Source organism: Amycolatopsis sp. MJM2582 (assembly GCF_000754115.1).
In the GTDB taxonomy this organism is placed as follows: Bacteria; Actinomycetota; Actinomycetes; order Mycobacteriales; family Pseudonocardiaceae; genus Amycolatopsis; species Amycolatopsis japonica.
Map to the genome: position 1 here is coordinate 458,739 of NZ_JPLW01000001.1, position 23,150 is coordinate 481,888.

Sequence of the window (23,150 nt, forward strand, 5' to 3'; positions counted from 1 at the left end):
AGGCTGCAATTGAGTTCTGAAGGTTCCATCATCGGCGGCCGATACCGCCTCGACCAGCCCATCGGGCGTGGCCGGGCGGGCATCGTGTGGCTGGCGTTCGACACCCGTCTGCTGCGCACGGTCGCGATGAAGCGCATGTATCTGCCCGTCGGCCTGCCGCCGGACCGGGCGGAGCAGGCCAAGGCCGTCGTCGTCCAAGAAGGCAAGGACGCGGCCAAGTTCGAGCACGCCACCGCCATCAAGGTGTACGACGTGCTGCCCGACGGGCCGGACGTGTGGCTGGTGATGGAGTACATCCCGTCCCGCGGGATGGCGGCCTTCCTCGCCGAACACGGCAGGCTCACCGCGGAACAGGCGGCCGGGCTGGGCATCGTGCTCGGCCGCGCGCTGGCCGCGATGCACGAGGCCGGGGTGGTGCACCGGACGGTCGAGCCGGGCACGGTCCTGCTGGCCGACGACGGCGGCGTGAAGCTCACCGACATCGGCATCACCGGTGGCGGCCCGAGTCCGGCGTACCGCGCGCCCGAGGTGGCGCGCGGTGAACCGGCGACTTCGGCGTCCGACGTGTTCTCGCTGGGCGCGACGCTGTACACGGCCGTTGAGGGGGTGCCGCCGTTCGGGGAGGACGGCGAGTCTTCGGAACGGCCGCCACAGACCGCCGGGCCGCTGGCCGGCGCGCTGCGCAAGATGCTGAGGGCGGAGCCGGACGCGCGGCCGACGATGGCGGACACCGTCCGCTCGCTGAACGCGATCACCGAAGGGCGGCAGACGGCGTTCATCCCGCCGACCGCCCCCGCGATGCCGACGGTTCCGGCGTCGATGCCGATCCCGTCGCAGCAGCCGGTTCCGCAGTTCCCCCAGCATCAGCCGCAGCAGTACCAGCCGCCGCAGCCGCAGTACGCGCCGCCGACGCGGCAGTACGCTCCCGCTCCCGCCGCGCCGGCGGCCACGAAGTCGCCGGACACCCGGAAGCTGTTGATCACGGTCGGCGCCGTCGTGGCGGCGATCCTGATCGGCGTGCTGTTCGCGGAGCTGTTCCTGATTTAGAGCCGCTCGCGGACCAACGTCGCCAGTTCGACCGGGCGGCTGAGGTACGGGCTGTGGCTCGCGCGCCAGGTCACCGTCGTGTCGCACCGGGCGGCGAAGTGGACGACCATTTCCGGGACGAGCGCCCGGTCTTCGGTGCAGGTGACGTACGTGGTCGGGGTGTCCTTCCACGCCGAGCCTTCCGGCGACTCGTCGAAGATCGTGACGGGTTCGGGACGCAGCAGGGTCGTGGCGCGCTCGGCGACGGCGTCCGTGCAGTCGGCGTACATGGCCTCGCGGACGACGGCGAGATCGAGATGGGTCCAGCCTTCATCGTCGAAGATCAAGGGCAGCTGCCGCGGTTCGCGGCCGGTTTCCTCTCTGGTCCGCTCGATCCAGTACTGCGCGGTTTCACCCGGCTCGCTGACGATCGCGGCCAGATAGATCAGATGCGAGGTCCCCCGCAGCCCGCTGGCGGTCAGGCCGCCGAAGGAATGCGCGAGCACCACCGGCGGCTCGGCCGCCTTGTCGACGATTTCCTGGACGGTGCGGGTGGTTTCGGCGATCGGGCGCGCGCCGAGGTCGGGGACGGTGACCTCGGCGCCGTCCCGGCGGAGGCGTTCGACGACGTCGTCGAAATGGGCGGGCTGGTGCCATGAGCCGTGCAGGACGATCAGGGGACGCACGGAAGTCCTTTCGCCGGCGGGAATGTGGCTTCCCCGCCAGGTTGTCGACCGCCCGCGCGGCTGTTCAAGCTCAGCCGGTTTTCGTGCCCACTCGGCCATTCCCGCTTGTCTGTACGGCCCCTTCGCGGATCGCGCCGAGGAATCGCCGCACCGCGGGATGTTCCCTGGCGTGCGCGGCGACGGCCGCGTGGATGGACCGCACCGGATCCGGACGGCGGACCTTGCGGATGGCGACACCGGGATGCGGGGCGCCGAGACCGAGCTCCGGGATCAGCGCGACGCCGAGTCCGGCGGCCACGAACCCTTGTGCCGTCTGGTAATCCTCGGATTCGACGACGTGGTTCGGGGCGAAACCGGCCGCACCGCAGGCGTCGAGCAGGATGTCGCGGCAGGCGCCGGGGAGCCCGTCGACGCCTACCCACGGATCCTCCGCGAGCTCGGCGAGATCGAGGACGCGTTTGCGGGCGAGCCGGTGGTTCTTCGGCAGGATCGCGCGGTACGGATCGTCGAGGAGGTGGATGTACTCGACGCCCTTGATCCGGGGAGCGCTGCTGGGGAGCACGATCATCGCGACGTCGGCCTTGCCCGACTCGATCTCGGGCATCGAATCATCGGGCTCGACCAGTTTGAGGTCGAGGCGGACACCCGGGAAGTCCCGGCGCAGCGCGGCGACGGCCAAGGGCACCAGTGACGCGCCGGCGGTGGCGAAATAGCGGATCGCGAGCCTGCCCGTGCGGCCTTCCTTGAGTTCGGTGAGCGCGGCTTCGGCCTTGGCGAGCTGCGTGCTCAGCGTTTCCGCGTGTTCGGACAGCAGCGAACCGGCGGGGGTCGGGCGCACGCCCCGGCCGACGCGTTCGAGCAGTTCGACGCCCGCTTCCCTTTCCAGGGTGGACAATTGCTGGCTGATCGCGGATGGTGTGTAGCCGAGGTTCCGGGCGGCGGCGGTGATCGAGCCGCTGCTGATCACGGCTCGGAGGACCTGCATGCGGCGGACGTCCAGCATGCTCCGATCGTACAGTTCTTCTTAAGGCTCCCTGCAGTTATTTTCGCTTGTCCTTACGCGTCGACCCGGCGAAGCTGGGCCAGGCACTAAGGAGGACTGGGGTGGGCGAGACGAAGACCCTGCTGCGGATCGGCGCGCTGGCGCTCATGTGGGGATCGAGTTTCTTCTGGATCAAGCTGGGGCTCGGCGCGTTCACGCCGGTGCAGCTGGTGCTGGCGCGGGTGGCGCTCGGCGCGGCGGTGCTGATCGGGCTCTGCTATCTCGGCCGGGACAGGCTGCCGTCGGGGCGGCGGATCTGGGGACACCTGGCCGTCGCGGCGTTCTTCCACAACGCGCTGCCGTTCCTGTTGTTCGCGTGGGGTGAGCTGACCGTCGATTCGGGGATCACCGGCGTGCTGAACTCGACGACGCCGCTGTGGGTGTTGCTGGCCGCTCCGATGATGGGCGCGCGGACGAGGATGACCGCGGTGCGGGTCACCGGGCTGGTCGTCGGGCTCGCCGGGATCCTGCTGATCTTCGCGCCGTGGGAGGCGTCCGGCCTGCTCAGCTGGGGCGCGCTGGCGTGCCTCGCGGCGGCCGCTAGCTACGGTTTCGCGTTCGTCTACGAGGGCAAGTACCTCACCGGCACCGGTGACTCGCCGATGTCGCTGGCCGGCGGGCAGATGCTGCTGGCGACCGGGTTCCTGCTGCTCGCGATGCCGATGGGCGGCTTCGAACCGGTGCGTCTGAGCGCCGGTGCGATCGTCGCGGTGGTGATCCTGGGGATCGGGTCGACCGGGATCGCGTTCGCGCTGAACTACCAGCTCCTCGCGAGCGAGGGCGCCGTGGCGGCGTCGATCGTCGGCTACCTGCTGCCGGTGGTCTCGGTGCTGCTCGGTGCGGTGTTCCTGGCCGAGCCGCTGAACCTGCGGGTGATCGCGGGGATGGTCGTCGTGCTGGGCGGGGTCGCGCTGACCCGGCTCCGCCCGAGGGAGCAAGGGACCTTTGCTACCACTCCGCAGGTCAAGCCCCCTTTGGCCGCCGTCGATAAGGTCGCGCCATGACGGACACGACGACGCTGTGGCGCCCCACCGGACCCGTCGAGCTCGACCTCGTCCGCGAGTCGGGCTGGCGCGAGTGGCCGCCGAGACTGCCGGAGCAGCCCATCTTCTACCCGGTGCTGAACGAGGACTACGCGATCAAGATCGCCCGTGACTGGAACGTGCGCCACGACGGCGCGGGCTTCGTGACACGGTTCGAGGTCGAGACGTCGTTCGTCGAGCGGTACCCCGTCCAGCAGGCGGGCGGGAAGACGATCCTGGAGCTCTGGGTCCCCGCCGAAGACCTCGCCGAGTTCAACACGCACATCGTGGGGAAGATCGAGGTCACCCACGAATTCCGCTGACCTGCGTTTCGCGGGCTGATCGCGACGCGGTGGGGCCTGGGGGCTCGCCGGATCGCGTTTAGCCCGCGAAACGCACGTCAGGGCGTCAGGGCCGCGAGGACGAGCAGGGCGGCGAGAACGATCTCGACCCAGAAGTAGAGCCAGCTCGGGTAGAACCGTTCGGGCCGTTCTGCGAACCGTGCGACCAGCCGCCCGAAGGCCATCCCGGCGAGCGCGACGGCCACCGCGATCGCGACACCCCGCTGGATCCCGCCGACGTCGAAAGCCGCGAACCCGAGCAGCACCGCGACAGCCACCCCGAAGCCGCCGTAGACGGCCCGCACCTCGGTCCGCGCCGTCGCCGACTCCAGCGAGATGCCGAACGGCCGGATCAGCCGCTTCGGCGCGGCGAGCCCGAGCAAGCCCATGCCCAGGAAGAACACGGCAACCAGGCCGAGGAGAACAGGCGCCACCTAGACGAGACGCCGGTCGGAAGCCCAGCGCGAAAGCTCGTACCGGTTCGAAAGCTGCGTCTTCCGCAGGACGCTCGACACATGGGTCTCGACGGTCTTCACCGAGATGAACAGCTCCGACGCGATCTCCTTGTACGCGTACCCGCGCGCGAGCAGCCGCAGCACGTCACGCTCCCGCGGGGTCAGCAGGTCGAGATCCGGGTCGCTGATCGGCGCGGAACCCGGCCGGTCGGCGAACGCGTCGAGCACGAACCCGGCCAGCCGCGGCGAGAACACCGCGTCCCCGTCCGAGACCCGCACGACGGCGCGCACGAGCTCCTTCGACGAGATCGTCTTCGTGACGTACCCCCGCGCCCCCGCGCGGATCACGGCGATCACGTCCTCCGCGGCGTCGGAGACCGACAGCGCGAGGAACACGACGTCCGGCAGTTCCGGCCGGACCCGGCGCAGCACCTCGGCGCCGCCACCGTCCGGCATATGCACGTCGAGCAGCACGACCTGCGGTTTGGTCCGGGCGATACCCGCGACCGCCTCGGCCACCGAGCCCGCCTCACCGACCACGCGCACGTCGTCGGTGATCGAGTCCAATTCGGTGCGCACACCCGCCCGGAAGAGCGCGTGGTCGTCGACGAGGAAGACCTTGACCGGCTCCCGCGTCTGCTGGTTCTCCGTCACGATGCTCCCTCGCTCGCCCTGTCCCGTGAGCATAGCGACCTCACGCCGCACCCTTCCCCGCCTTGACCGGCATCTCCAGCTGGACCTCGGTTCCTTCACCCGGTGCGGTACGCAGTTTCAGCTTCCCGCCGTGCCGTTCCATCCGCCCCCGGATGGAATCGGCGAGACCGTGCCGGTCGCTCGGCACGACGTCGGGGTCGAACCCCTTGCCCCGGTCGCGCACGAACACCGTGACCGCCGTCGGCTCGACCTCGGCGTACACGCTGACCTCGTCGACGCCCGCGTGCTTGGCGGCGTTCACGATCGCTTCGCGCGCCGCCTGGACCAGCGCGGTCAACGGCTCGTTCAGCGTCGCCTCCCCCACGACGACCTGCTGCACCGAGATCGCGAACGCGTCCTCGACCTCGCCGCACGCGGCCGCGAGCACTTCGGACAGCTGACCGCTGACGGCCTCTTCCTCGGTCTTCTTGCTCTTGCCGTACCCCGACGGCCCGTACAACCAGCCACGCAGCTCGCGTTCCTGACCGCGCGCGAGCCTGGCGACCTCGCGCGGCGATTCCGCCTGTTTCTGGATCAGCGCGAGGGTCTGGAGGACCGAGTCGTGCAGATGCGCGGCGATCTCCGCGCGTTCATCGGTGCGGATGCGGGCGGTGCGCTCGTCGGAGAGGTCGCGGACCAGGCGCAGCCAGAACGGGACGGTCAGCACGGCGACGCCGAACAGCGTCGCGATCACCGCGACCAGCGCGAACTTGACCTGGTCGATGCTGCCGCTTTCCAGGACGACGACGCCGATGCCGGTCATCACCAGCGCGACACCGGCGACCAGGCGGATCGCGGCCGACCAGCCCCCGCCACCGAGGAACGCCGTGGCGACCCCGCCCTTGGCACTGATGCGCCAGCGCCGCCGCTGCGACTCGTCGGCCTCGCGCCAGACGACGGCCGCACCGATCATCGCCAGCGCCAGCGGGATGGCGACCCAGCCGCTGATCAGACCGGTCAGCGTGCCGCTGGCGACGGCGAGGCCGACACCCAGCGCGATGAGCCCGAAGGCCTGCTGCTTCTCCTTCGGCGCGGACTTCTCCGGCTCGGCCTCGCCGGATCGCTGCTGGACGAACACCCAGAGCAGGCCGTACGCGAGCAGGCCCGCGCCGTTCAGGGCGGCCAGCAACGCGAACGCGATCCGGACCCAGAGCACCTTGACGCCGAGGTGGTCGGCGAGGCCGCCGGCGACACCCGCGATGGCGCGGCCGGAACGGCGGCGATACATCTTGGGCGGCTCGAACGGTGCCGGGGACAGGCTGCCGGGAACGGGCACCGGAGGGCGCTCGATGATCGTCGGCTTCACCTGTCCGGCGAGCTCGTCGGTGACGGATTCCTGCACGTTCTCCATGGTCACACGGAGTGGGGTACTGATCCATCGGGGAAACCCCTGACTCTTCCCGCTGGGGGAAACCTCAGGGGAGTTCCCGGATGTGGCGAGGGCCCACCGGGGCGCATTCTTTGTGGCATGAGTGGGAGTGAGACACAGTTTCCGAAGCGCGGCCCCGCGGCCGGCTTCGAGGAGACCGTCAAGGATTTCTGGCGGAGCAGGCCGGTCCGGCCGGTACACGGCCGCAAGTTCGCCGGCGTCGCCGCGGGCATCGGCTACCGGTACGGCATCGACCCGACCGTGGTCCGGGTCGCGCTGGTCGCCGCGACGGTGTTCGGCGGGTTCGGCGTCTTCGTCTATCTGCTGGGCTGGCTGTTCCTGCCGCAGGAAGGCGACCGCGTTTCCGCGTTCGAGGGCCTGATCGGCCGGGGGCGCGCGTCGAGTTCTCCGGCGTTCGCGGTGCTGCTGCTGATCCTGCTGTTCCCCGGTCTCACCTGGACCTTGAGCGGCGGCTGGATGACCGACGGCACCGGGCTGATCGGTTTCGCGCTGATGGCCGTCGCGCTGTACCTCCTGCACCGCAACCGCGGTCAGTTCAACCGGCCGTCGATGCCCGCCCCGGCTCAGCCCGCCGCCGCGTTCTCGATGGCGTCGGCGTCGGCCGCCTCCGCTTCGACGGCGACCGAGGGCGGCTGGGACCCGCTCGCGGCCGACCCGTCCGCTTGGGATCTGCCGAACGCCTCGCCGTCCGGTGGCATGCCGCCGCAGACCCCTCCGCCGCCGCCCGCGCCGCCGATGCCCCGCCGCCGCAAGTCGAAGATCGGCGCCGCGACCTTCGGGATCGCCGTGCTGGTCGGCGGCGTCGGCACCGTCCTCGGCCTGGACGGCGAGCCGTGGTTCACCATGCAGCACGTCGTCGGGCTCACCCTGGGCGTGGTCGGTATCGGGCTGGTGGCCGGTTCGTTCGTGCGGGGCGGTCGCGGGCTGATCGGGCTCGCGGTGCCGCTGGCGATCGTCGGGATGGCGCTGACCACGGTGCCGTTCGAGAGCTTCTCCGTGAAAGGCGGCGTCGGCGACCTGACGGCGACCCCTGTCCAGGTGTCCGAGGTGCTGCCGGAATACCACCGCTCGGCGGGGAACGTCGATGTCGACCTGACCAAGCTGCCGGCGGGCGCTTCGGTGACCACGAAGGTCTCCAGCGGTGCGGGCAACTCGACGGTGCTCGTTCCGGCGGGAGCCGAAGTGAAGGTCTCCTGCGAGACGGGCGCGGGCGACGTCGACTGCCTCGGCCAGTCCCGCTCGGGGGTCGGCGAGGACAGCATCGACTTCACTTCGGCGGGTGACAACGGGCAGAAGATCACTCTGCAGGTCAAGAACGGTGTCGGGAACGTGGAGGTGCGTCGTGGCTGAGTACGACTACGACAACTACGACAGCACGCAGACCCAGGCGACTCAGCCGGCGAAGCGCGGGGTGGACGTCATCACCCTGATCGTCGGGATCGCGACGCTGCTGGTGTCGGGCTACGTCCTCTCGGACGGCTCCACGTGGCTCCCGCAGTTCGACTTCCGGTGGATCATGGCGGGCGGGGCGATCTTCGTCGGCGTCCTGCTGCTCGCCGCTTCGCTGCGCAAGAGCCGCCGCTAGCGGCGCCGCTGACGCTCCACCCCACTCCGAAGGCCCCGACCCCTCGCCGGGGCCTTCGCCTTGCTCCGCCCCCTCCCGCGCCGACCTGCGTTTCGCGGGCTAAACGCGATCCGGCGTCGCCACGGTGCCCACCGCCGCCGACCTGCGTTTCGCCCCCTAATCGCGATCCGGGCCGCGGCGGGTGCCCCAGACCCCAGAACGCAGTTCGCGGGCTAAACGCGATCCGGTCGCCTGGGTGCCCCCAGGACGGACAGATCGCGTTTAGCCCGCGAAACGCAGGTCAGAGCGGGCGCCGTCACTCCCACTCGATGGTGCCCGGCGGCTTGGACGTGACGTCCAGGACCACCCGGTTCACCTCGGCGACCTCGTTCGTGATGCGGGTCGAGATCCGCTCCAGGACCTCGTACGGCAGCCGCGTCCAGTCCGCGGTCATCGCGTCCTCGGACGACACCGGCCGCAGCACGATCGGGTGCCCGTAGGTCCGCCCGTCGCCCTGGACGCCGACGCTGCGGACGTCGGCCAGCAGCACCACCGGGCACTGCCAGATCTCGCCGTCGAGCCCGGCCGCGGTGAGCTCCTCGCGCGCGATGGCGTCCGCCGCGCGCAACGTCGCGAGCCGCTCGGCGTCGACGGCGCCGACGATCCGGATGCCGAGCCCCGGGCCGGGGAACGGCTGCCGCTGCACGATCGTCTCCGGCAGCCCGAGCTCCAGCCCGACGCGCCGCACCTCGTCCTTGAACAGCAGGCGCAGCGGTTCGACGAGCTCGAACTGCAGGTCGTCGGGCAGCCCGCCGACGTTGTGGTGGCTCTTGATGTTCGCCGCGCCCTCACCGCCGCCGGACTCGACGACGTCCGGGTACAGCGTGCCCTGGACCAGGAACTTGTAGTCGCCCTCGGCCTTGAGGTCGCGCTCGGCCTGCTCGAACACGCGGATGAACTCGCGGCCGATGATCTTGCGCTTCTCCTCGGGGTCGGTGACCCCGGCCAGCGCGTCGAGGAACCGGTCGCGCGCGTCGACGGTCACCAGGTTCACCCCGGTCGCGGCGACGAAATCGCGTTCGACCTGGGTGCGCTCGCCCGAACGCAGCAGGCCGTGGTCGACGAACACACAGGTCAGCCGGTCACCGATGGCCCGCTGGACCAGCGCGGCGGCCACGGCGGAGTCGACGCCGCCGGACAGCCCGCAGATCGCCCGGCCGTCGCCGACCTGCTCGGCGATGCGCTTGACCTGGTCGTCGACGATGGACGACGTCGTCCACTGCGGCTTGATGCCCGCGATGTCGTGCAGGAAGCGACGGAGCACCTCCTGGCCGTGCGGCGAGTGGTGCACCTCGGGGTGGTACTGGACGCCGGCGAAGCGGCGCTCGACGTCTTCGAACCCGGCGACGGCGGCGCCGTCACTCGAAGCGGTCACGGTGGCGCCCTCGGGGGCTTTGGTGACGCTGTCGTTGTGGCTCATCCACGCGGGCTGGTTGCTCGGGAGGCCGGCGTGCAGGACGCCGCCTTCACCGGCGACGCGGACCTCGGTGCGGCCGAACTCGCGGATCCCGGTCGGCTCGACGGTGCCGCCGAGGGCCTGCGCGAGCACCTGGTGGCCGTAGCAGATGCCGAGGATCGGCACGCCCGCGTCGACCAGCCCGGGAGCGAGGGCGGGCGCGTTCTCCGCGTACACGCTGGAAGGACCACCGGAAAGGATGATCGCGGCGGGGTCCTTGGCGAGGATGTCCTCGGCGGTGGCGGTGTGCGGGACGACCTCGGAGTAGACCTGCGCCTCACGCACCCGGCGCGCGATCAGTTGCGCGTACTGCGCCCCGAAGTCCACGACGAGTACCGGACCGGTGGGACTGGGCACCTGAAACCTCCAGATCAGAGCAGTACGCTTCCCCACCATCGTCCCAGGTGGGCCCGGTCACCCCGCCGCCAACCCCCTCACGATTCAGGACAGCGGATGACCGCGACGCGGCCTAGCGTCCGGGACATGGGCATCGACTGGAGCAAGGAACTCTCCGAACAGCTCGACTGGCACTGGAAGAACCACCTGCGCCCTCGGCTGGACACCCTCACCGACGACGAATACCTCTGGGAACCCGTCGAGGGCTGCTGGACGGTGCGGCCGGGCGAGAACGGCGACGTCACGATCGACTGGGCGTATCCGGAGCCGTCCCCGCCGCCGGTCACGACGATCGCCTGGCGCCTCGCGCACATCATCGTCGGCGTCTTCGGGATGCGGAACGCGTCGCATTTCAACGGCCCGCCCGTCGACTATCAGACGTTCCCCTACGCGGCCTCCGCCAAGGAAGCGCTGGAGCAACTCGACGACGCCTACGCGCGCTGGCGTGACGGCGTCCGCGCCCTCACCGCCGAAGGCCTCGAACGCCCCTGTGGCGAGGCTGAGGGCCCGTACGCGGAGTACCCCTTCGCGGCCCTCGTCCTGCATATCAACCGGGAGGCCATCCACCACGGCGCTGAAATCCTCCTGCTGCGCGACCTCCACCGATCGCGTTTAGCGGGCTAAACGCGACGCGCCCATACTGGGGCCAGCCGAGGAAAGGACCCGTCTTGCGAGCGACACTCATCTACGGCGCCGGTGACGTGCGCGTCGAGACCGTCCCGGACCCGAAGCTGAGCGAACCGACCGACGCCCTCCTCCGCGTCGTCCGTTCCTGCATCTGCGGCAGCGACCTCTGGCCGTACGGCAGCATGCCCGCGCGCGACCGCGGCGTCCGGATCGGGCACGAGTTCCTCGGTGTCGTCGAGGCCGTCGGCTCCGACGTCACCACGCTCAAGCCGGGAGACCTGGCCGTCGCGCCCTTCGTCTACTCCGACAACACGTGCCAGTTCTGCCGCGAAGGCCTCCACACCTCCTGCCTGCACGGCGGCAACTGGGGCGCGAAGGGCGTCGACGGCGGTCAGGGCGAGGCCGTCCGCGTCCCGCAGGCCGACGGCACGCTGGTGAAACTGCCGCACACCGAGGACGACGACCTGCTCGCCTCGTTCCTCACGCTTTCCGACGTGTTCGCGACCGGCCACCACGCGGCGGTCAAGGCGGGCGTGAACGAGCGCACCACCGTCACTGTCATCGGTGACGGCGCCGTCGGTCTCTCCGCGGTTCTCGCGGCGAAACGCCTCGGCGCCGAGCGCGTCATCCTGATGGGCCGCCACCGGACCCGCACGGACCTGGGCCGTGAGTTCGGCGCGACGGACGTCGTAGCCGAGCGCGGCGACGAAGGCATCGAGAAGGTGCGAGAGCTGACAAGCGGTGAAGGCACGCACACCGTCCTCGAATGCGTCGGCACGAAGCCCGCCTTCGAGATGGGTGTCGGAGCTGTCCGCCCCGGCGGCACGGTGAGCCGCGTCGGCGTGCCGCAGTACGCCGAGGGCCCGATCGGCCCCGCGCTCTTCCGCCGCAACATCACCGTGACCGGCGGTGTCGCCCCGGCCCGCCACTACATCCCCGAGCTGCTCGAAGACGTCGTCGAGGGCAAGTACCAGCCGGGCAAGGTCTTCGACCGGACCATCGGCCTCGAAGCGGTTCCCGACGGCTACCGCGCGATGGCCGACCGCGAGGCGCTCAAGGTGCTCGTCAAACCCTGACTGGAATACCTTGTCACCCATGGACATGATCACCCCGGAGCCGCGCCCCGCCTGGATCGCCGGACGCCCCGAGCAGGGCGCTTCGACGCTCACCGTGCATCACCCCTTCGACGGAAGCGAAGTCGCCACCGTCGCGGTGCCCGGCCCCGATCAGGTCGAGCGAGCGGTGAGCGCGGCGGTGAGTGTCGCGAAGGAGTTCCGGCGTTCCTCGGCGCACAGCCGCGCCGCGGCGCTCGACCACGTTTCGCGCGTCATCGCGGGCCGGTCCGAGGAGATCGCCGAGGTCATCACCGCCGAGAACGGCAAGCCGCTCAAGTGGGCCGAAGCCGAGGTGCGGCGCGCGGTGTCGGTATTCCGGATCGCCGCCGAGGAGGCCCGCCGGTTCAGCGGTGACCTGCAGCGGCTGGACACCGACCCGGCGGGCGAAGGCAGGCTGGCGCTCACCCGTCGCGTCCCGCGCGGCCCGGTGCTGGGGATCGCGCCGTTCAACTTCCCACTGAACCTGGTGGCGCACAAGGTCGCGCCGTCGCTCGCGGTCGGCGCGCCGATCATCGTCAAACCCGCCCCGCGGACGCCGCTCGCCGCGCTGATCCTCGGCGAGATCCTGGCCGAGACCGACCTGCCGGAGGGCGCGTTCTCGGTGCTGCCGCTCGGCAACGAGGAGACGTCGGCGCTGGTCGCGGATCCCCGGCTGCCGGTCGTGTCGTTCACCGGTTCGGGTCCGGTCGGCTGGTCGATCGCGGACGCCGCGCCGCGCAAGCACGTCGTCCTCGAACTCGGCGGCAACGCGGCCGCCGTCGTGCTCCGCGACTGGCCGGATCCCGAGGGTGCGGCGGAGCGGATCGCGACCTTCGGCAACTACCAGGCCGGGCAGTCCTGTATCGCCGTGCAACGCGTCATCGTCGAACGCGAGGTCGCCGAAGAGTTCGTGCCCGCCTTGGTGGAAGCCGTGAAGGCCCAGCGCACCGGCGACCCGTACGACAAGAACACCGACGTGGGACCGGTCGTCGACGAGGCGGCCGCGGAGCGGATCGTGGCCTGGATCGACGAGGCCGTCGCCGCGGGCGCGAAGATCCTCACCGGCGGCAAGCGTGACGGAGCCACGGTGGAGCCGACCGTGCTCACCGACGTCCCACCGTCCACAAAGGCCTGGGCGGAAGAGATCTTCGGCCCGGTCCTCGCGGTGTCCATTGTGGATGGTGTCGACGAAGCTTTCGCGTCGGTCAACGAATCCGCCTACGGCTTGCAGGCCGGCGTGTTCACCCGCGACGTCCATCTCGCCTTCTACGCGTCGACCGAACTCGAAGTCGGCGGCGTGATCATCGGCGACGTCCCGTCCTACCGCGCGGACCAGATGCCGTACGGCGGAGTCAAGGGATCGGGCGTGGGCAGGGAAGGCGTTCTCGCCGCGATGAACGACCTCACCGAGGAACGGGTCACCGTCTTCACCGGCATCGACCTCTAATCCGGCGTGACGGCCTGCGCGAATCCGAATACCTTGTCCGGGTCGTAGGTTTTGGCCACCTGCTTGAGACGGGTGGCATTGCCGCCGTAGTACGCCGTCATCCAGTCGGGCAGGGCGGGGTCGATGTAGTTGACATAGCCCCCGCCCAGCCCGAGCCCTGTCACCACTTCCGCGACGGAATCCGTTGCCGCGGAACGGTTACGCGTGTCCGCCTGACTGTAGATCTGCACACTGCCGATCGCCTTCCGATGCCAGAACGCGGTGGCGTCCGGTGCGACGTCGGCGACCGCACCGCCGAGACGTCAACCAGGAGGTCCATTCCGCGCCTGCCCTTGAGTACGGACGTCAGCTTCGCGGGATCGGCCGGTTCTTCGAGTATTCGCGATGAGGCCACAAAGGACTGCCGGCTTTCGCTGCCGGAGAAGTACTTCATCGCGCCGAGATAGTCGAGCTGCTTCACGGAACGCGTCGCACCGGGGAATCCGTTCAGCAGCTTGCCCAAGGAGGCGGAATCGCCTACGTAGCAACCGGCGATGCGCGCGCCGACCGGCGTTCCCCCGGACAGCACGACGTTCGCCCACAACTCCGGCGGCGCTTCGGGAAGCCACCGCTGCCACTCGGCGAGCACGTCGTTCGCGCTACCGGCCGGGAATCGCAAGGAGAACACCGAAACAGCCGAAGGCGCCGGGTCGGTGCGGAAGGTGAACGAGGTGACGACCCCGAAGTTGCCGCCTCCCCCACCGCGCAACGCCCAGAACAGCTCGGGCTCGGAATCCGCCGACGCCGTCCGGAGTTTCCCGTCCGCCGTGACGACTCGTGCGGACACCAGGTGATCACAGGTGAGACCGTATTTCCGGGCGAGGACACCGATTCCGCCACCGAGCGTCAGCCCGGCGATCCCGACGCTGGGACAGGAACCCGCGGGAAGACAACGTCCCGCGCCGCCGAGCGTCGCGTAGACGTCCTTCAGTTTCGCGCCCGCGCCGATCACGATCTGTTCACCTTGGACGTCCACTGAGGACATTCCGCCGAGGTCGATCATCAAGCCACCGTCGGGAACCGAGTAGCCGGCGTAGCTGTGGCCACCACTACGAGCGGCGATCGGAACCCGCCGTGCCGCGGCGGAAACGGCTTCCTGCACGTCCTCGGGTTTGACGCATTTCGCGATCGCGGCCGGCTTGAGCCCGTCGAAAGCCGGATTGAACACCCGTTTGGCGTTGTCGTAGCCGGAATCCCCCGGCAGGAGAAGGGAGATCTTGTTCCGCAGCGCGGCCCAGTCCGGCGGACCGGACGGCGGCGTGACGCCGGTGCTCGGCGGCAGCGACGTGCCGGGCGCGGAACTGGGCGCCTGCGCGGGAGGCGCGGCCGAGCACGCCGTCGCGGCCACTCCGGCCACGGTCGCACCGGCGAGTTTGAGGAACGCCCTTCTCTCCATGCCCGTTAGACGCGTAGCGGACGGACAGGTTGCGACGCTACGCCCGAAGGTGGGCGCTCACCGGCACGACCAGCGGCGTCCCGGACACCGGATCCTCCATGACCTTCGCCGACAGGCCGAAGATCTCGTCGAGGAGCGGTTCCGTGAGCACCTCGGCGGGCGGGCCCTGCGCGACGATCCGGCCCCCGCGCATCGCGACCAGTTTGTCCGCGTACCTGGCGGCGAGGTTCAGATCGTGCAGCACCATCACCACGGTGGTCCCGCGTTCCTTGTGCAGCCGGTACACCAGGTCCAGCACGTCGATCTGGTGCGCGAGGTCGAGGTAGGTGATCGGCTCGTCGAGCAGGAGCAGCCCGGTCTCCTGGGCGAGCGTCATCGAGATCCACGCCCGTTGCCGCTGCCCGCCGGAAAGCTGGTCGACGACCCGGCCCGCGTACTCGTCCATCCCGGTCAGCCGCAGCGCCCGCTCGATCGCCTCGTCGTCGGAGGACGACCACTGCCGGTACCAGCTCTGGTGCGGATGCCGCCCGCGCCGGACCAGATCGGAGACGGTCAGCCCTTCGGGAGCGGACGCCGTCTGCGGCAACAGGCCGATGATCTTGGCGACCTCACGGGTCGGCAGCTTGTCGATCCGCTCGCCGTCCAGCAAGACCGCGCCCTCGCGTGGCTTGAGCAACCTCGCCAGCGCACGCAGCAAAGTGGACTTACCGCAGCCGTTGGGGCCGATGATCGCGGTGACGGTCCCGTCGAGGACGTCGAGGTCGAGCCCGGTCACGACGGGCGTTTCGCCGTAACCGAGTTCCAGTTCCCGGGCACGCAGTCTGGCGTTCACGCGCGCTCCTCCTTACGGCTGCGGATGAACAGGAAGATCAGGTACGGCGCACCGAGGATCGCCGTCAGCACGCCGACCGGCAGCCCGGACAGGACCGGTGTCACGCGCACCACGAAGTCCGCGCCGACGGTCAGCAGCGCGCCGAGGAGCATCGATCCGAACAGTGGCGGCTGCGCCGAGCGGACCAGCCGCAAGGCGATCTGCGGGGTGGCCAGCGCGACGAAGGTGATGGGCCCGGCGGCCGCGGTGGCGACGGCGGCCAGCGCCGCGGCGAGCAGCAGCAGGGAACCCCGGGCGGCGTCGACCCGGATCCCGAGGCCGCGCGCGGTGTCGTCGCCGAACTGAAGCCCGCCGATGGTGTGCCCGGCGATCAGCGTGACCGGCGCGAGCACGGCCAGCGCGAGCAGGACCGGGCCGACCGATTCCCAGCCGACGTCGGCGAGGCTGCCCACGATCCACGTGGTCGCGCGCGCGGCGTTGTCGACGTCTCCGACGGTCAGCAGCCAGTACACGAGGTTGTAGCCGACGGCGGACAACGCGATGCCGATCAGGACGAGCCGGTAGCCGTCGATCCCGCGCCGCCACGAAAGCGCGTACAGCAGGATCCCCGCGACCACACCGCCCGCCAGCCCGGCGAGCGGGACGCCCAGCGTGCTCGCCAGGCCGCTGACCTGGCCGCCCGTGCCGCCGGCGACGATCACGCCGACCGCGCCGACACCCGCGCCCCAGGTGATCCCGAGGATGTCCGGGCTGGCCAGCGGATTCCGGGCGATCGTCTGGAACAGCGCACCCGAGAGGCCGAGCGCGGCGCCGACGCCGATCGCGGTCAGCGTGCGCGGCATCCGCAGGTCGAAGATGATCCCGCGTTCCCGCGCGGTGCCACCGCCGAACAGCGTCTTCAGGACGTCGCCGAGGCCGATGTGGGAGGTGCCGATGCCGATGTTCAGCGCCGCGACCAGCACCAGCGCGATCGCCGCGAGAGTCGCGACGGCGAGTGTCCTCGGCCGGACCGACCAGGCCGCCGGGCCGAACGAGATCACCTTGGGTGCGGTCATATCCGGGCCAGGCCCTTCTTGCGGACGAGGTGGACGAACACCGGCACGCCGAGGACCGCCAGCATGATGCCGACCTCCAGGCTGTCCGAGGCGATCACGCGGCCGAGAAGGTCCGCGGCGAGCAGCAGGATCGCGCCGAGCACCGCCGAGAACGGCACCAGCCAGCGGTAATCGGGTCCGCTGATCGCCCGCGCGAAATGCGGGACGAGCAGGCCCAGGAACGCGATCGGCCCGCAGGCGGCGACGGCGGCGCCGGTCAGCAGCGTGATCGCGACGACGCCGAGCAACCGCGTCCGGCCGACCCGCCGCCCGAGCGCGACGGCGACGTCGTCACCGAGCGCGAGGGTGTTCATCCCCGGGGTGTTGATCACCGCGAGGAGCAGGCCCGCGGCCACGAACGGGGCGATCTGACCGATCATCGCGGGGTCCCGGCCCGCGATCGAACCCACGTGCCAGAAGCGGTACGTCTCCATCCCGCGGTCGTCGCCGAGGACGATCGCGGAGATGACGCCGTTGAGCAGGGCGCTCACCGCGGCTCCCGCCAGCGCGAGCGTCACCGGTGTGGCGCCGCGGCCGCCGACGGCGCCGAGCAGGAACACGACGGCGCTCGCGACGAGTGCGCCCGCGAAGCCGAACCAGATGAACGCGTAGAGGTCGTCGATGCCCAGCACGACGACGGCGAGCACCACCGCGAACGCCGCGCCCTGGGTGACACCGAGCAGACCGGGGTCCGCGAGCGGATTTCGGGTGTGTCCCTGCATAAGCGCCCCGGCCGCGCCGAGTGCGAGTCCCGCCAGGACACCGAGCAGCGTTCGCGGCACCCGCAACGAACGGACGATCAGGTGATCCGGCACACCGGTGGGATGGAAGATCGCGTCCCAGACCACACCCAACGGAATCGAACGCGCACCGAGGGCGACGCTCGCGACGCAGATCACAGCCAGAAGGGCGAGGAGCAGGGCTCCCGCTGTCGCCTTTCCAACACGAACTTCCACTGTGGACATCCGCCATCCTATGCTCCGGTTAGGAAAGCCTAACCGCACAGAAAGAGTGACCCATGACCCCACCCCGGCGCGCAGCCGTCGCCTTCGCCGTGACCGCCTGCCTGGCACTCTCCGCATGCGGTGGCGGGGCACAGGAATCCGCCTCCACCGGCACCGGCCAAAGTGGATTCCCGCGCACCATCGAACATGTGATGGGGTCGACCACGATCGACAAGCAGCCCGCCACCGTCGCGGCGCTGGACTCCAGCTACGTCGACGCGACGCTGGCACTCGAGACGAAGGTCGTGGCGTACACCAAATATCGCAACTACGACAAGCTGCCGGACTACCTGGGCGACGACCGCAAGTACGCCGAGGGCGCCAAGGAGATCGGCGCGCTCGAAAGCCCGGACATCGAGAAGCTGTACGACATCAAGCCGGATCTGATCGTTTCGGCGAAGGTGCGTCACGAGAAGTTCTACGCGGAGTTCGGCAAGGTCGCGCCCACGGTGTTCAGCCAGACCACCGGCGCCACCTGGAAGGACAACATCCGGATGCTCGGCAAGGCGCTGGGCAAGGAAGCCTTGGCGGAGCAGAAGATCAAGGCTTACGAGGAGCGCGCCCGCAAGGTCGGTGACGCGATCAAGGCCAAGCTCGGCAAGTCCGCCGCCGTGTCGGTGGTCCGCTTCGTCGAAGGCGAGCCGACCGTGCGGCTGTACAGCAGCGCGTCGTTCCCCGGGACCGTGATGACCGACGCCGGGCTACAGCGGCCCGCCGGGCAGCCGGACAACAAGGCGAAGATCTCCAACGACCTGAGCCAGGAAGAGATCGGGAAGCTCGACGCCGAAGCGATCTTCGTCGCCACCTATGCCGACGAGACCAAGCAGGCCGAGAGCCCCAAGACGAAGTTCCAGTCGAACCCGCTTTGGGGCACCCTCAAGGGAAAGGTGATCGACGTCAACGACACCACGTGGTTCACATCGGTCAGCCTGCAGGGCGCGCACGCGATGCTGGACGACATCGCGAAGCAGTTCGGCGTGGACTCGTTCCGCGCCTAGTCCTTTGTGGATCGTGCCGTCACAGCCAATGCGGCAGCGGCGGCGCGGTACCGTCCAAAGTGGATCCGTCGCTGCGGCCGGTGATCCACGCCAGGACGTCACCCGGGGAGCCGGTCAGCGTGACCGGCTCTCCGGCGCCCATCCGCCATTCGTGACGCGTCCCGTCTTCGCCGACGGCGACCAGCAGGACGGAGGGCAGCTCGCCGCCGTACATGCCGATCGCGTTGCCGACGACGATCTCGAACTCGTCGCCGAGCAACTCCGCGACCCGGCCGAAGTCGTAACCGAGATCGAGATCCGCCAAGTGGATGGCGGTCTCGGAAAGCCTGAGCCACAGCACGAACTCCGCCGGGATCTCACGTCCCTGCCGGGCGCGCACGCGGACCGGCCACGCGTCGTCCGGCATGCTGGAGGCGACTTCGACGAACCGTGCCGCGGACGCGACGACGTCTTCGGCGATCTCCTCGGCGGACCGGTACGCACCCTTCTCGATGTCGTCGTCCCTGGCCGCCTCACCGGCGTACATCGGCGTCTCGACACCCGATTTCGCCCAGGTGAGCAGGTTGACCAGGCCGTCGGCGTTGCGCGCCAAATGGGACAACAGATGCGCGCGTGTCCAGCCGGGCAACGCGCTGGGGGCGTGCACGGCCTCCTCGTCCATCTGTCCTACTACACGCGCCCATTCTTCGTGGAGGGCGCGGACGCGGTTCAGCAGCGCGTGTGCGCGTTCGGAGGCTGTCACTCCCCCAACTTAGCGCCGAAGTGCCGCCGGCGCGGCCGCCGGAACCGCGGGATTCTTCGGCGCGATCGGTTCGAGCCGCGCGTACGGCGCGTCCTGCGACGGCCTGCTGTCCTTTTCACCCTTGTTGGGCCAGAACGAGAAGGCCCGCTCGGCCTGCGCGGTGATGGTCAGCGAGGGGTTCACGCCGAGGTTGGCCGTGATGGCCGATCCGTCCACAATGGACAAGCCGGGATAGTTGAAGACGCGGTGGTACGGGTCGATCACGCCGTTGTCGGGCGCCGTGCCGATCGGGGCGCCGCCGATGAAATGCGCCGTCAGCGGGATGTCGAAGATCTCGCCCCAGGTGCCGCCCGCCATGCCGCCGATACGCTCGGCGGTGCGGAGGTTGGCCTCGTGCCCGGCGGGGATGAAGCTGGGGTTCGGCTCGCCGTGGCCCTGTTTGGACGTGTACTTGCGGCGGCCGAAGAGCCCGCGTTTCGTGTACGTGGTGATGGAGTTGTCGAGGCTCTGCATCACCAGCAGGATCACCGTGCGCTCGCTCCAGCGGTAGCCGTTGAGCAGCTTCACGGTCTGGACCGGGTGCTTGAACATGAAGTTCACGGCCTGTCGCCAGCGCGGGACCGCCGAGTCGCCTTCGGTGGCGATGGTCTGGAGCAGGCTCATCGCGTTGCTGCCCTTGCCGTAGCGGACGGGCTCGATATGCGTGTTGTCGTCGGGGTGGATCGACGACGTGATCGCGACGCCGCGGCTGAAGTTCCGCTCCTCGTCCACCGAGGTGCGGGCGGCGCCGATGATGGCCTCGGAGTTCGTGCGGGTCAGTTCGCCGAGACGCGGCGAGAGCTTCGGCAGCTTGGCCGTGTCGCGCATGCTGTGGAGCAGGTTCTGCGTGCCCCACGTGCCGGCCGCGAGCACCACCTGCCCCGCGGTGAGCTTGTGCCGGAACTTGCGCGAGGTGGTCCCGGTCTTCCTGATGCTTACCTCGTACCCACCTGCGTTTAGCGGGCTAATCGCGCTCACGGTGGTGAGGGGGATGACCTTCGCGCCGTCCTTCTCCGCGAGGTAGAGGTAGTTCTTGACCAGCGTGTTCTTGGCGCCGACACGGCAGCCGGTCATACAAGCGCCGCATTCGGTGCAGCCGGTGCGCGCCGGGCCCGCGCCGCCGAAGTACGGGTCCTCCGCGCGCTCCCCCGGCTTGCCGAAGTACACGCCGACGGGGGTCGGGTGGTACGACTCCGGCACGCCCATGTCCTCGGCGACGCCCTTCATGACGACGTCGGACGGCGTGACGCTGGGATTGGTGACGACGCCCAGCATCCGGCTGGCCTGGTCGTAATGCGGGCCGAGCTCGGCCTCCCAGTCGGTGATGTGGGACCACTGCGGGTCCACGTAGAACGGCTTCAGCGGGCGGTACAGCGTGTTCGCGTAGACCAGCGAGCCGCCGCCGACGCCCGCGCCGGCGAGCACCATGACGTCCTTGAGCATGTGGATGCGCTGGATGCCGTAGCAGCCGACCTGAGGCGCCCAGACGTAGCGGCGAAGGTCCCAGGACGTCTTCGCGAACTCGTCGTCGGCGAAGCGGCGCCCCGCCTCGATGACGGCGACGCGGTAGCCCTTCTCGGTCAGGCGCAGGGCGGCGACACTGCCGCCGAACCCGGAGCCGACGACGATCACGTCGTAGTCGAAGTCGTCTTCAGTGGTGGTGTTACTCGCAGTCACACCCTCGACTGTAACCCCGGCCACCCCTTCTGACCAGAGGTAAGTTACTCGCCGGTTACCTTCCACTCGGATGGTGCATGCTCGGAGTCGTGATCGACGATTTCGCGAAGGAATACCTGCACAGTGACCTGCGAGAGATCCGCGAAGCGATGCTCCGGAAGCTCGACGGGCTCTCCGAGTACGACGTCCGGCGTCCGCTGACTTCGACGGGGACCAACCTGCTCGGCCTGGTCAAGCACCTGGCGGCGTGGGAGGCCCGGTACTTCGGCGAGGTCTTCGATCGGCCGTTCCCCGGGGCGATCCCTGAGCGCGGGACCGACCTGTGGGCGACCGAGCACGAAACCCGCGAGGAGATCGTCGGCCGCTACCGGCGCGTCTGGGAGCACTCCGACGCGACGATCGCGGCGCTGCCCATCGACGCGCCCGGCCGCGTGCCGTGGTGGCCGAGTCCCGACGTGATGCTGTTCAACATCCTCGTCCACATGCTCACCGAAACGAACCGGCACGCCGGGCACGCCGACATCCTGCGAGAGCAACTGGACGGCTCCGTCGACCTGGCCCCCACCAAGGACCCGGCCTTCTGGAAATCCCGCCACACCGAAATCACCCGCGCCGCCCAAGCGGCCTCAGAGCGCCTTTAGCGGGCTAAACGCGACACTGGTGGGGCACATGGGGCAGGTGTGACTATTGGGGCACGTGAGCAAAGAACGGCCCGGATCGCGTTTAGCGGGCTAAACGCGATCCGGGCCGGGAAGCGAGCATCAGCGGCGAACGGTCAGGCCCACCCGCTGGAACTCCTTCAGGTCCGAGTAGCCCGTCTTCGCCATCGCGCGACGAAGCGCGCCGAAGAGGTTCACGACGCCCTCAGCGTCCGAGGACGGCCCGAACAGCAGCGTCTTCAGGTCGACGGCGTAGTCCGGCCCCAGCGCCACGCGCGAACGCGGCAGCGACGGGTGCGCGGCCGCCGACGTCCAGTACAGCCCCTGCCCCGGCGCCTCGGAGGCGGCGGCCAGCGGCGCGCCCAGCATGACCGCGTCGGCACCGCAGGCGATGGCCTTGGCGATGTCGCCGGACGTGCTCATCCCACCGTCGGCGAGGACGTGGACGTACCGGCCGCCGGTCTCGTCGAGGTAGTCGCGGCGCGCGGCCGCGGCGTCGACGATCGCGGTCGCCATCGGCGTCCCGATCCCGAGCACACTGTCGGTGCTCGTCACGCCGCGGCTGGCCCCGTGGCCGACGATGACGCCGGCCGCGCCGGTGCGCATCAGGTGCATCGCGGTGCGGTAGTCGCTCACGCCGCCCGCGATCACCGGGACGTCGAGCCGCCCGATGAAGTCCTTCAGGTCCAGCGGCTCGGCGTCGCGCTGGACGTGCTCGGCCGAGATGATCGTGCCCTGCACGACGAGGATCTCGACGCCCGCCGCCAGCAGATCCGGCGTGAGCTCGGCGGCGTGCTGCGGGCTGACCCGCGCGGCCACCGTGACCCCGGACTCGCGGACGGTCTTGATCGCCTCGGTCAGCAGGTCCAGCCGGATCGGGGCGGAGTGCAGCTCCTGCAGCTCACGCACGATCGCGGTCGGGTCCTCGGTGTCCTCGGCCGCCCGGACGAGGCGGAAGATCGCGTCCTCGACGTTCGGGTGCCGCGCCCAGAGCCCTTCGGCGTTGAGGACGCCCAACCCGCCGAGCTCGCCGACGGCCACCGCGGTTCCCGGCGACACGATCGCGTCGGTGGGGTGCGTGACCAGCGGCAGCTCGAACCGGTACGCGTCGATCTGCCAGGCGGTGGACACGACCGAAGACGACCGGGTGCGCCGCGACGGCACGATCTCCACGTCATCGAGGTCATACGCCCGCCGCGCGGTGCGGCCCATGCCGATCTCGACCAGATCCCGCACGTCAAGTCCCTTCTCACCGACGACCGTTACACCCCATTGTCGCTAGGCCGCGTGGGTGACCTGCGCACGGGGCACCCGAACCGGGCCGGACGTCACACCAGCCCCAGGTGCCCCACCCGTTTCACGTTTAGCCCG

Annotated in this window: 22 protein-coding genes and 1 pseudogene; 10 read left to right on the plus strand and 13 right to left on the minus strand. The window is 69.9% G+C overall.

The genetic code is table 11. The annotated features are described in order from the left end of the window. Nucleotides 1-9 precede the first annotated feature (9 nt). Nucleotides 10-1,047, plus strand: a complete 1,038-nt coding sequence (locus ED92_RS02210) for a serine/threonine-protein kinase (protein ID WP_037332528.1) — start codon at nucleotides 10-12, stop codon at nucleotides 1,045-1,047. On the opposite strand, the gene ED92_RS02215 is transcribed toward ED92_RS02210, so the two are convergent. Together ED92_RS02215 and ED92_RS02220 are read right to left on the minus strand one after the other, a co-directional pair. After that, nucleotides 1,044-1,712: an alpha/beta hydrolase gene (locus ED92_RS02215; protein ID WP_037332529.1), complete on the minus strand. Its 669-nt coding sequence runs from the start codon at nucleotides 1,710-1,712 to the stop codon at nucleotides 1,044-1,046. The two genes, ED92_RS02210 and ED92_RS02215, sit on opposite strands and share 4 nt — an antisense overlap. Nucleotides 1,713-1,782: 70 nt before the next feature. Then, nucleotides 1,783-2,715, minus strand: coding sequence for a LysR family transcriptional regulator (locus ED92_RS02220; protein ID WP_037332530.1), 933 nt, complete (start codon nucleotides 2,713-2,715; stop codon nucleotides 1,783-1,785). Between the two features lie 101 nt (nucleotides 2,716-2,816). Between ED92_RS02220 and ED92_RS02225 the strand changes: the two genes are divergently transcribed. Both ED92_RS02225 and ED92_RS02230 read left to right on the plus strand, forming a co-directional pair. Beyond that, nucleotides 2,817-3,758: a DMT family transporter gene (locus ED92_RS02225; RefSeq protein ID WP_037332531.1), complete on the plus strand. Its 942-nt coding sequence runs from the start codon at nucleotides 2,817-2,819 to the stop codon at nucleotides 3,756-3,758. Further along, nucleotides 3,755-4,099, plus strand: a complete 345-nt coding sequence (locus tag ED92_RS02230) for a hypothetical protein (RefSeq protein ID WP_037332532.1) — start codon at nucleotides 3,755-3,757, stop codon at nucleotides 4,097-4,099. Before ED92_RS02225 ends, ED92_RS02230 begins: the two co-directional genes overlap by 4 nt. Nucleotides 4,100-4,176: 77 nt before the next feature. Here ED92_RS02230 and ED92_RS02235 read toward each other — a convergent pair whose 3' ends face one another. Genes ED92_RS02235 through ED92_RS02245 form a run of 3 tightly spaced genes read right to left on the minus strand, consistent with a single transcriptional unit; the run spans nucleotide 4,177 to nucleotide 6,622 of the window. Beyond that, nucleotides 4,177-4,551, minus strand: coding sequence for a DUF4345 domain-containing protein (locus ED92_RS02235; RefSeq protein ID WP_037332534.1), 375 nt, complete (start codon nucleotides 4,549-4,551; stop codon nucleotides 4,177-4,179). Next, the gene (locus ED92_RS02240) at nucleotides 4,552-5,259 is read right to left on the minus strand and encodes a response regulator transcription factor (RefSeq protein ID WP_085939730.1); all 708 of its coding nucleotides are present in this window, start codon (nucleotides 5,257-5,259) and stop codon (nucleotides 4,552-4,554) included. A gap of 7 nt (nucleotides 5,260-5,266) precedes the next feature. After that, nucleotides 5,267-6,622 carry an ATP-binding protein gene (locus ED92_RS02245; RefSeq protein ID WP_081975677.1) on the minus strand — a complete coding sequence of 452 codons (1,356 nt, stop codon included), beginning with the start codon at nucleotides 6,620-6,622 and terminating at the stop codon, nucleotides 5,267-5,269. A gap of 111 nt (nucleotides 6,623-6,733) precedes the next feature. On the opposite strand from ED92_RS02245, the gene ED92_RS02250 reads away from it, so the two are divergent. Together ED92_RS02250 and ED92_RS02255 are read left to right on the plus strand one after the other, a co-directional pair. Beyond that, nucleotides 6,734-8,005, plus strand: coding sequence for a PspC domain-containing protein (locus tag ED92_RS02250; protein WP_037332536.1), 1,272 nt, complete (start codon nucleotides 6,734-6,736; stop codon nucleotides 8,003-8,005). Next, nucleotides 7,998-8,240 (plus strand): hypothetical protein, encoded by a 243-nt coding sequence (locus ED92_RS02255; protein WP_037332538.1) that lies wholly within the window; start codon nucleotides 7,998-8,000, stop codon nucleotides 8,238-8,240. Before ED92_RS02250 ends, ED92_RS02255 begins: the two co-directional genes overlap by 8 nt. 295 nt (nucleotides 8,241-8,535) lie before the next feature. Here ED92_RS02255 and guaA read toward each other — a convergent pair whose 3' ends face one another. Beyond that, the gene (guaA, locus tag ED92_RS02260) at nucleotides 8,536-10,092 is read right to left on the minus strand and encodes a glutamine-hydrolyzing GMP synthase (RefSeq protein ID WP_037332539.1); all 1,557 of its coding nucleotides are present in this window, start codon (nucleotides 10,090-10,092) and stop codon (nucleotides 8,536-8,538) included. A gap of 126 nt (nucleotides 10,093-10,218) precedes the next feature. On the opposite strand from guaA, the gene ED92_RS02265 reads away from it, so the two are divergent. Genes ED92_RS02265 through ED92_RS02275 form a run of 3 tightly spaced genes read left to right on the plus strand, consistent with a single transcriptional unit; the run spans nucleotide 10,219 to nucleotide 13,299 of the window. Next, complete coding sequence (locus tag ED92_RS02265) at nucleotides 10,219-10,755, plus strand: DinB family protein (protein ID WP_037332540.1); 537 nt, start codon at nucleotides 10,219-10,221, stop codon at nucleotides 10,753-10,755. A 44-nt stretch (nucleotides 10,756-10,799) separates the two neighbouring features. After that, the gene (locus tag ED92_RS02270; protein ID WP_037332542.1) at nucleotides 10,800-11,834 is read left to right on the plus strand and encodes a zinc-dependent alcohol dehydrogenase family protein; all 1,035 of its coding nucleotides are present in this window, start codon (nucleotides 10,800-10,802) and stop codon (nucleotides 11,832-11,834) included. Between the two features lie 19 nt (nucleotides 11,835-11,853). Further along, nucleotides 11,854-13,299, plus strand: coding sequence for an aldehyde dehydrogenase family protein (locus ED92_RS02275; protein WP_037332543.1), 1,446 nt, complete (start codon nucleotides 11,854-11,856; stop codon nucleotides 13,297-13,299). Here ED92_RS02275 and ED92_RS02280 read toward each other — a convergent pair. The 4 genes and pseudogenes from ED92_RS02280 to ED92_RS02295 all read right to left on the minus strand — a co-directional run bounded on the left by ED92_RS02280 (nucleotide 13,296) and on the right by ED92_RS02295 (nucleotide 17,625). Continuing rightward, nucleotides 13,296-14,620, minus strand: a pseudogene (locus ED92_RS02280) (FAD-dependent oxidoreductase). The gene ED92_RS02275 and the pseudogene ED92_RS02280 sit on opposite strands and share 4 nt — an antisense overlap. Nucleotides 14,621-14,771: 151 nt before the next feature. Beyond that, nucleotides 14,772-15,566 (minus strand): ABC transporter ATP-binding protein, encoded by a 795-nt coding sequence (locus ED92_RS02285; RefSeq protein ID WP_037332544.1) that lies wholly within the window; start codon nucleotides 15,564-15,566, stop codon nucleotides 14,772-14,774. Continuing rightward, nucleotides 15,563-16,621 (minus strand): iron chelate uptake ABC transporter family permease subunit, encoded by a 1,059-nt coding sequence (locus ED92_RS02290; RefSeq protein ID WP_037332546.1) that lies wholly within the window; start codon nucleotides 16,619-16,621, stop codon nucleotides 15,563-15,565. The genes ED92_RS02285 and ED92_RS02290 overlap by 4 nt, the downstream gene beginning before the upstream one ends. Next, the gene (locus ED92_RS02295; protein WP_052120215.1) at nucleotides 16,618-17,625 is read right to left on the minus strand and encodes an iron ABC transporter permease; all 1,008 of its coding nucleotides are present in this window, start codon (nucleotides 17,623-17,625) and stop codon (nucleotides 16,618-16,620) included. The genes ED92_RS02290 and ED92_RS02295 overlap by 4 nt, the downstream gene beginning before the upstream one ends. Nucleotides 17,626-17,678: 53 nt before the next feature. On the opposite strand from ED92_RS02295, the gene ED92_RS02300 reads away from it, so the two are divergent. Next, a complete protein-coding gene (locus ED92_RS02300; protein ID WP_200882663.1) occupies nucleotides 17,679-18,662 on the plus strand; it encodes an ABC transporter substrate-binding protein in 984 nt (327 codons plus the stop codon). A 19-nt stretch (nucleotides 18,663-18,681) separates the two neighbouring features. Here ED92_RS02300 and ED92_RS02305 read toward each other — a convergent pair whose 3' ends face one another. Both ED92_RS02305 and ED92_RS02310 read right to left on the minus strand, forming a co-directional pair. Then, nucleotides 18,682-19,404: a maleylpyruvate isomerase family mycothiol-dependent enzyme gene (locus ED92_RS02305; protein WP_037332548.1), complete on the minus strand. Its 723-nt coding sequence runs from the start codon at nucleotides 19,402-19,404 to the stop codon at nucleotides 18,682-18,684. A gap of 9 nt (nucleotides 19,405-19,413) precedes the next feature. After that, complete coding sequence (locus tag ED92_RS02310; RefSeq protein WP_037332550.1) at nucleotides 19,414-21,120, minus strand: GMC oxidoreductase; 1,707 nt, start codon at nucleotides 21,118-21,120, stop codon at nucleotides 19,414-19,416. 77 nt (nucleotides 21,121-21,197) lie between these two features. Between ED92_RS02310 and ED92_RS02315 the strand changes: the two genes are divergently transcribed. Then, entirely contained in the window at nucleotides 21,198-21,761 is a 564-nt protein-coding gene (locus ED92_RS02315) for a DinB family protein (RefSeq protein WP_037332553.1), read from the plus strand. 120 nt (nucleotides 21,762-21,881) lie between these two features. Here the strand turns inward: ED92_RS02315 and ED92_RS02320 are convergent, their stop codons facing one another. Continuing rightward, entirely contained in the window at nucleotides 21,882-23,015 is a 1,134-nt protein-coding gene (locus ED92_RS02320; protein WP_034304399.1) for a GuaB3 family IMP dehydrogenase-related protein, read from the minus strand. Between the last annotated feature and the right edge of the window lie 135 nt (nucleotides 23,016-23,150).

Coding starts and splice junctions, on each gene's coding strand:
- ED92_RS02220 (WP_037332530.1), bottom strand. CDS start 2,715: ATGCTGGACGTCCGCCGCATGCAGGTCCTCCGAGCCGTGATCAGCAGC.
- ED92_RS02230 (WP_037332532.1), top strand. CDS start 3,755: ATGACGGACACGACGACGCTGTGGCGCCCCACCGGACCCGTCGAGCTC.
- ED92_RS02240 (WP_085939730.1), bottom strand. CDS start 5,259: ATGCTCACGGGACAGGGCGAGCGAGGGAGCATCGTGACGGAGAACCAG.
- ED92_RS02250 (WP_037332536.1), top strand. CDS start 6,734: ATGAGTGGGAGTGAGACACAGTTTCCGAAGCGCGGCCCCGCGGCCGGC.
- ED92_RS02265 (WP_037332540.1), top strand. CDS start 10,219: ATGGGCATCGACTGGAGCAAGGAACTCTCCGAACAGCTCGACTGGCAC.
- ED92_RS02275 (WP_037332543.1), top strand. CDS start 11,854: ATGGACATGATCACCCCGGAGCCGCGCCCCGCCTGGATCGCCGGACGC.
- ED92_RS02290 (WP_037332546.1), bottom strand. CDS start 16,621: ATGACCGCACCCAAGGTGATCTCGTTCGGCCCGGCGGCCTGGTCGGTC.
- ED92_RS02295 (WP_052120215.1), bottom strand. CDS start 17,625: ATGTCCACAGTGGAAGTTCGTGTTGGAAAGGCGACAGCGGGAGCCCTG.
- ED92_RS02300 (WP_200882663.1), top strand. CDS start 17,679: ATGACCCCACCCCGGCGCGCAGCCGTCGCCTTCGCCGTGACCGCCTGC.
- ED92_RS02315 (WP_037332553.1), top strand. CDS start 21,198: ATGCTCGGAGTCGTGATCGACGATTTCGCGAAGGAATACCTGCACAGT.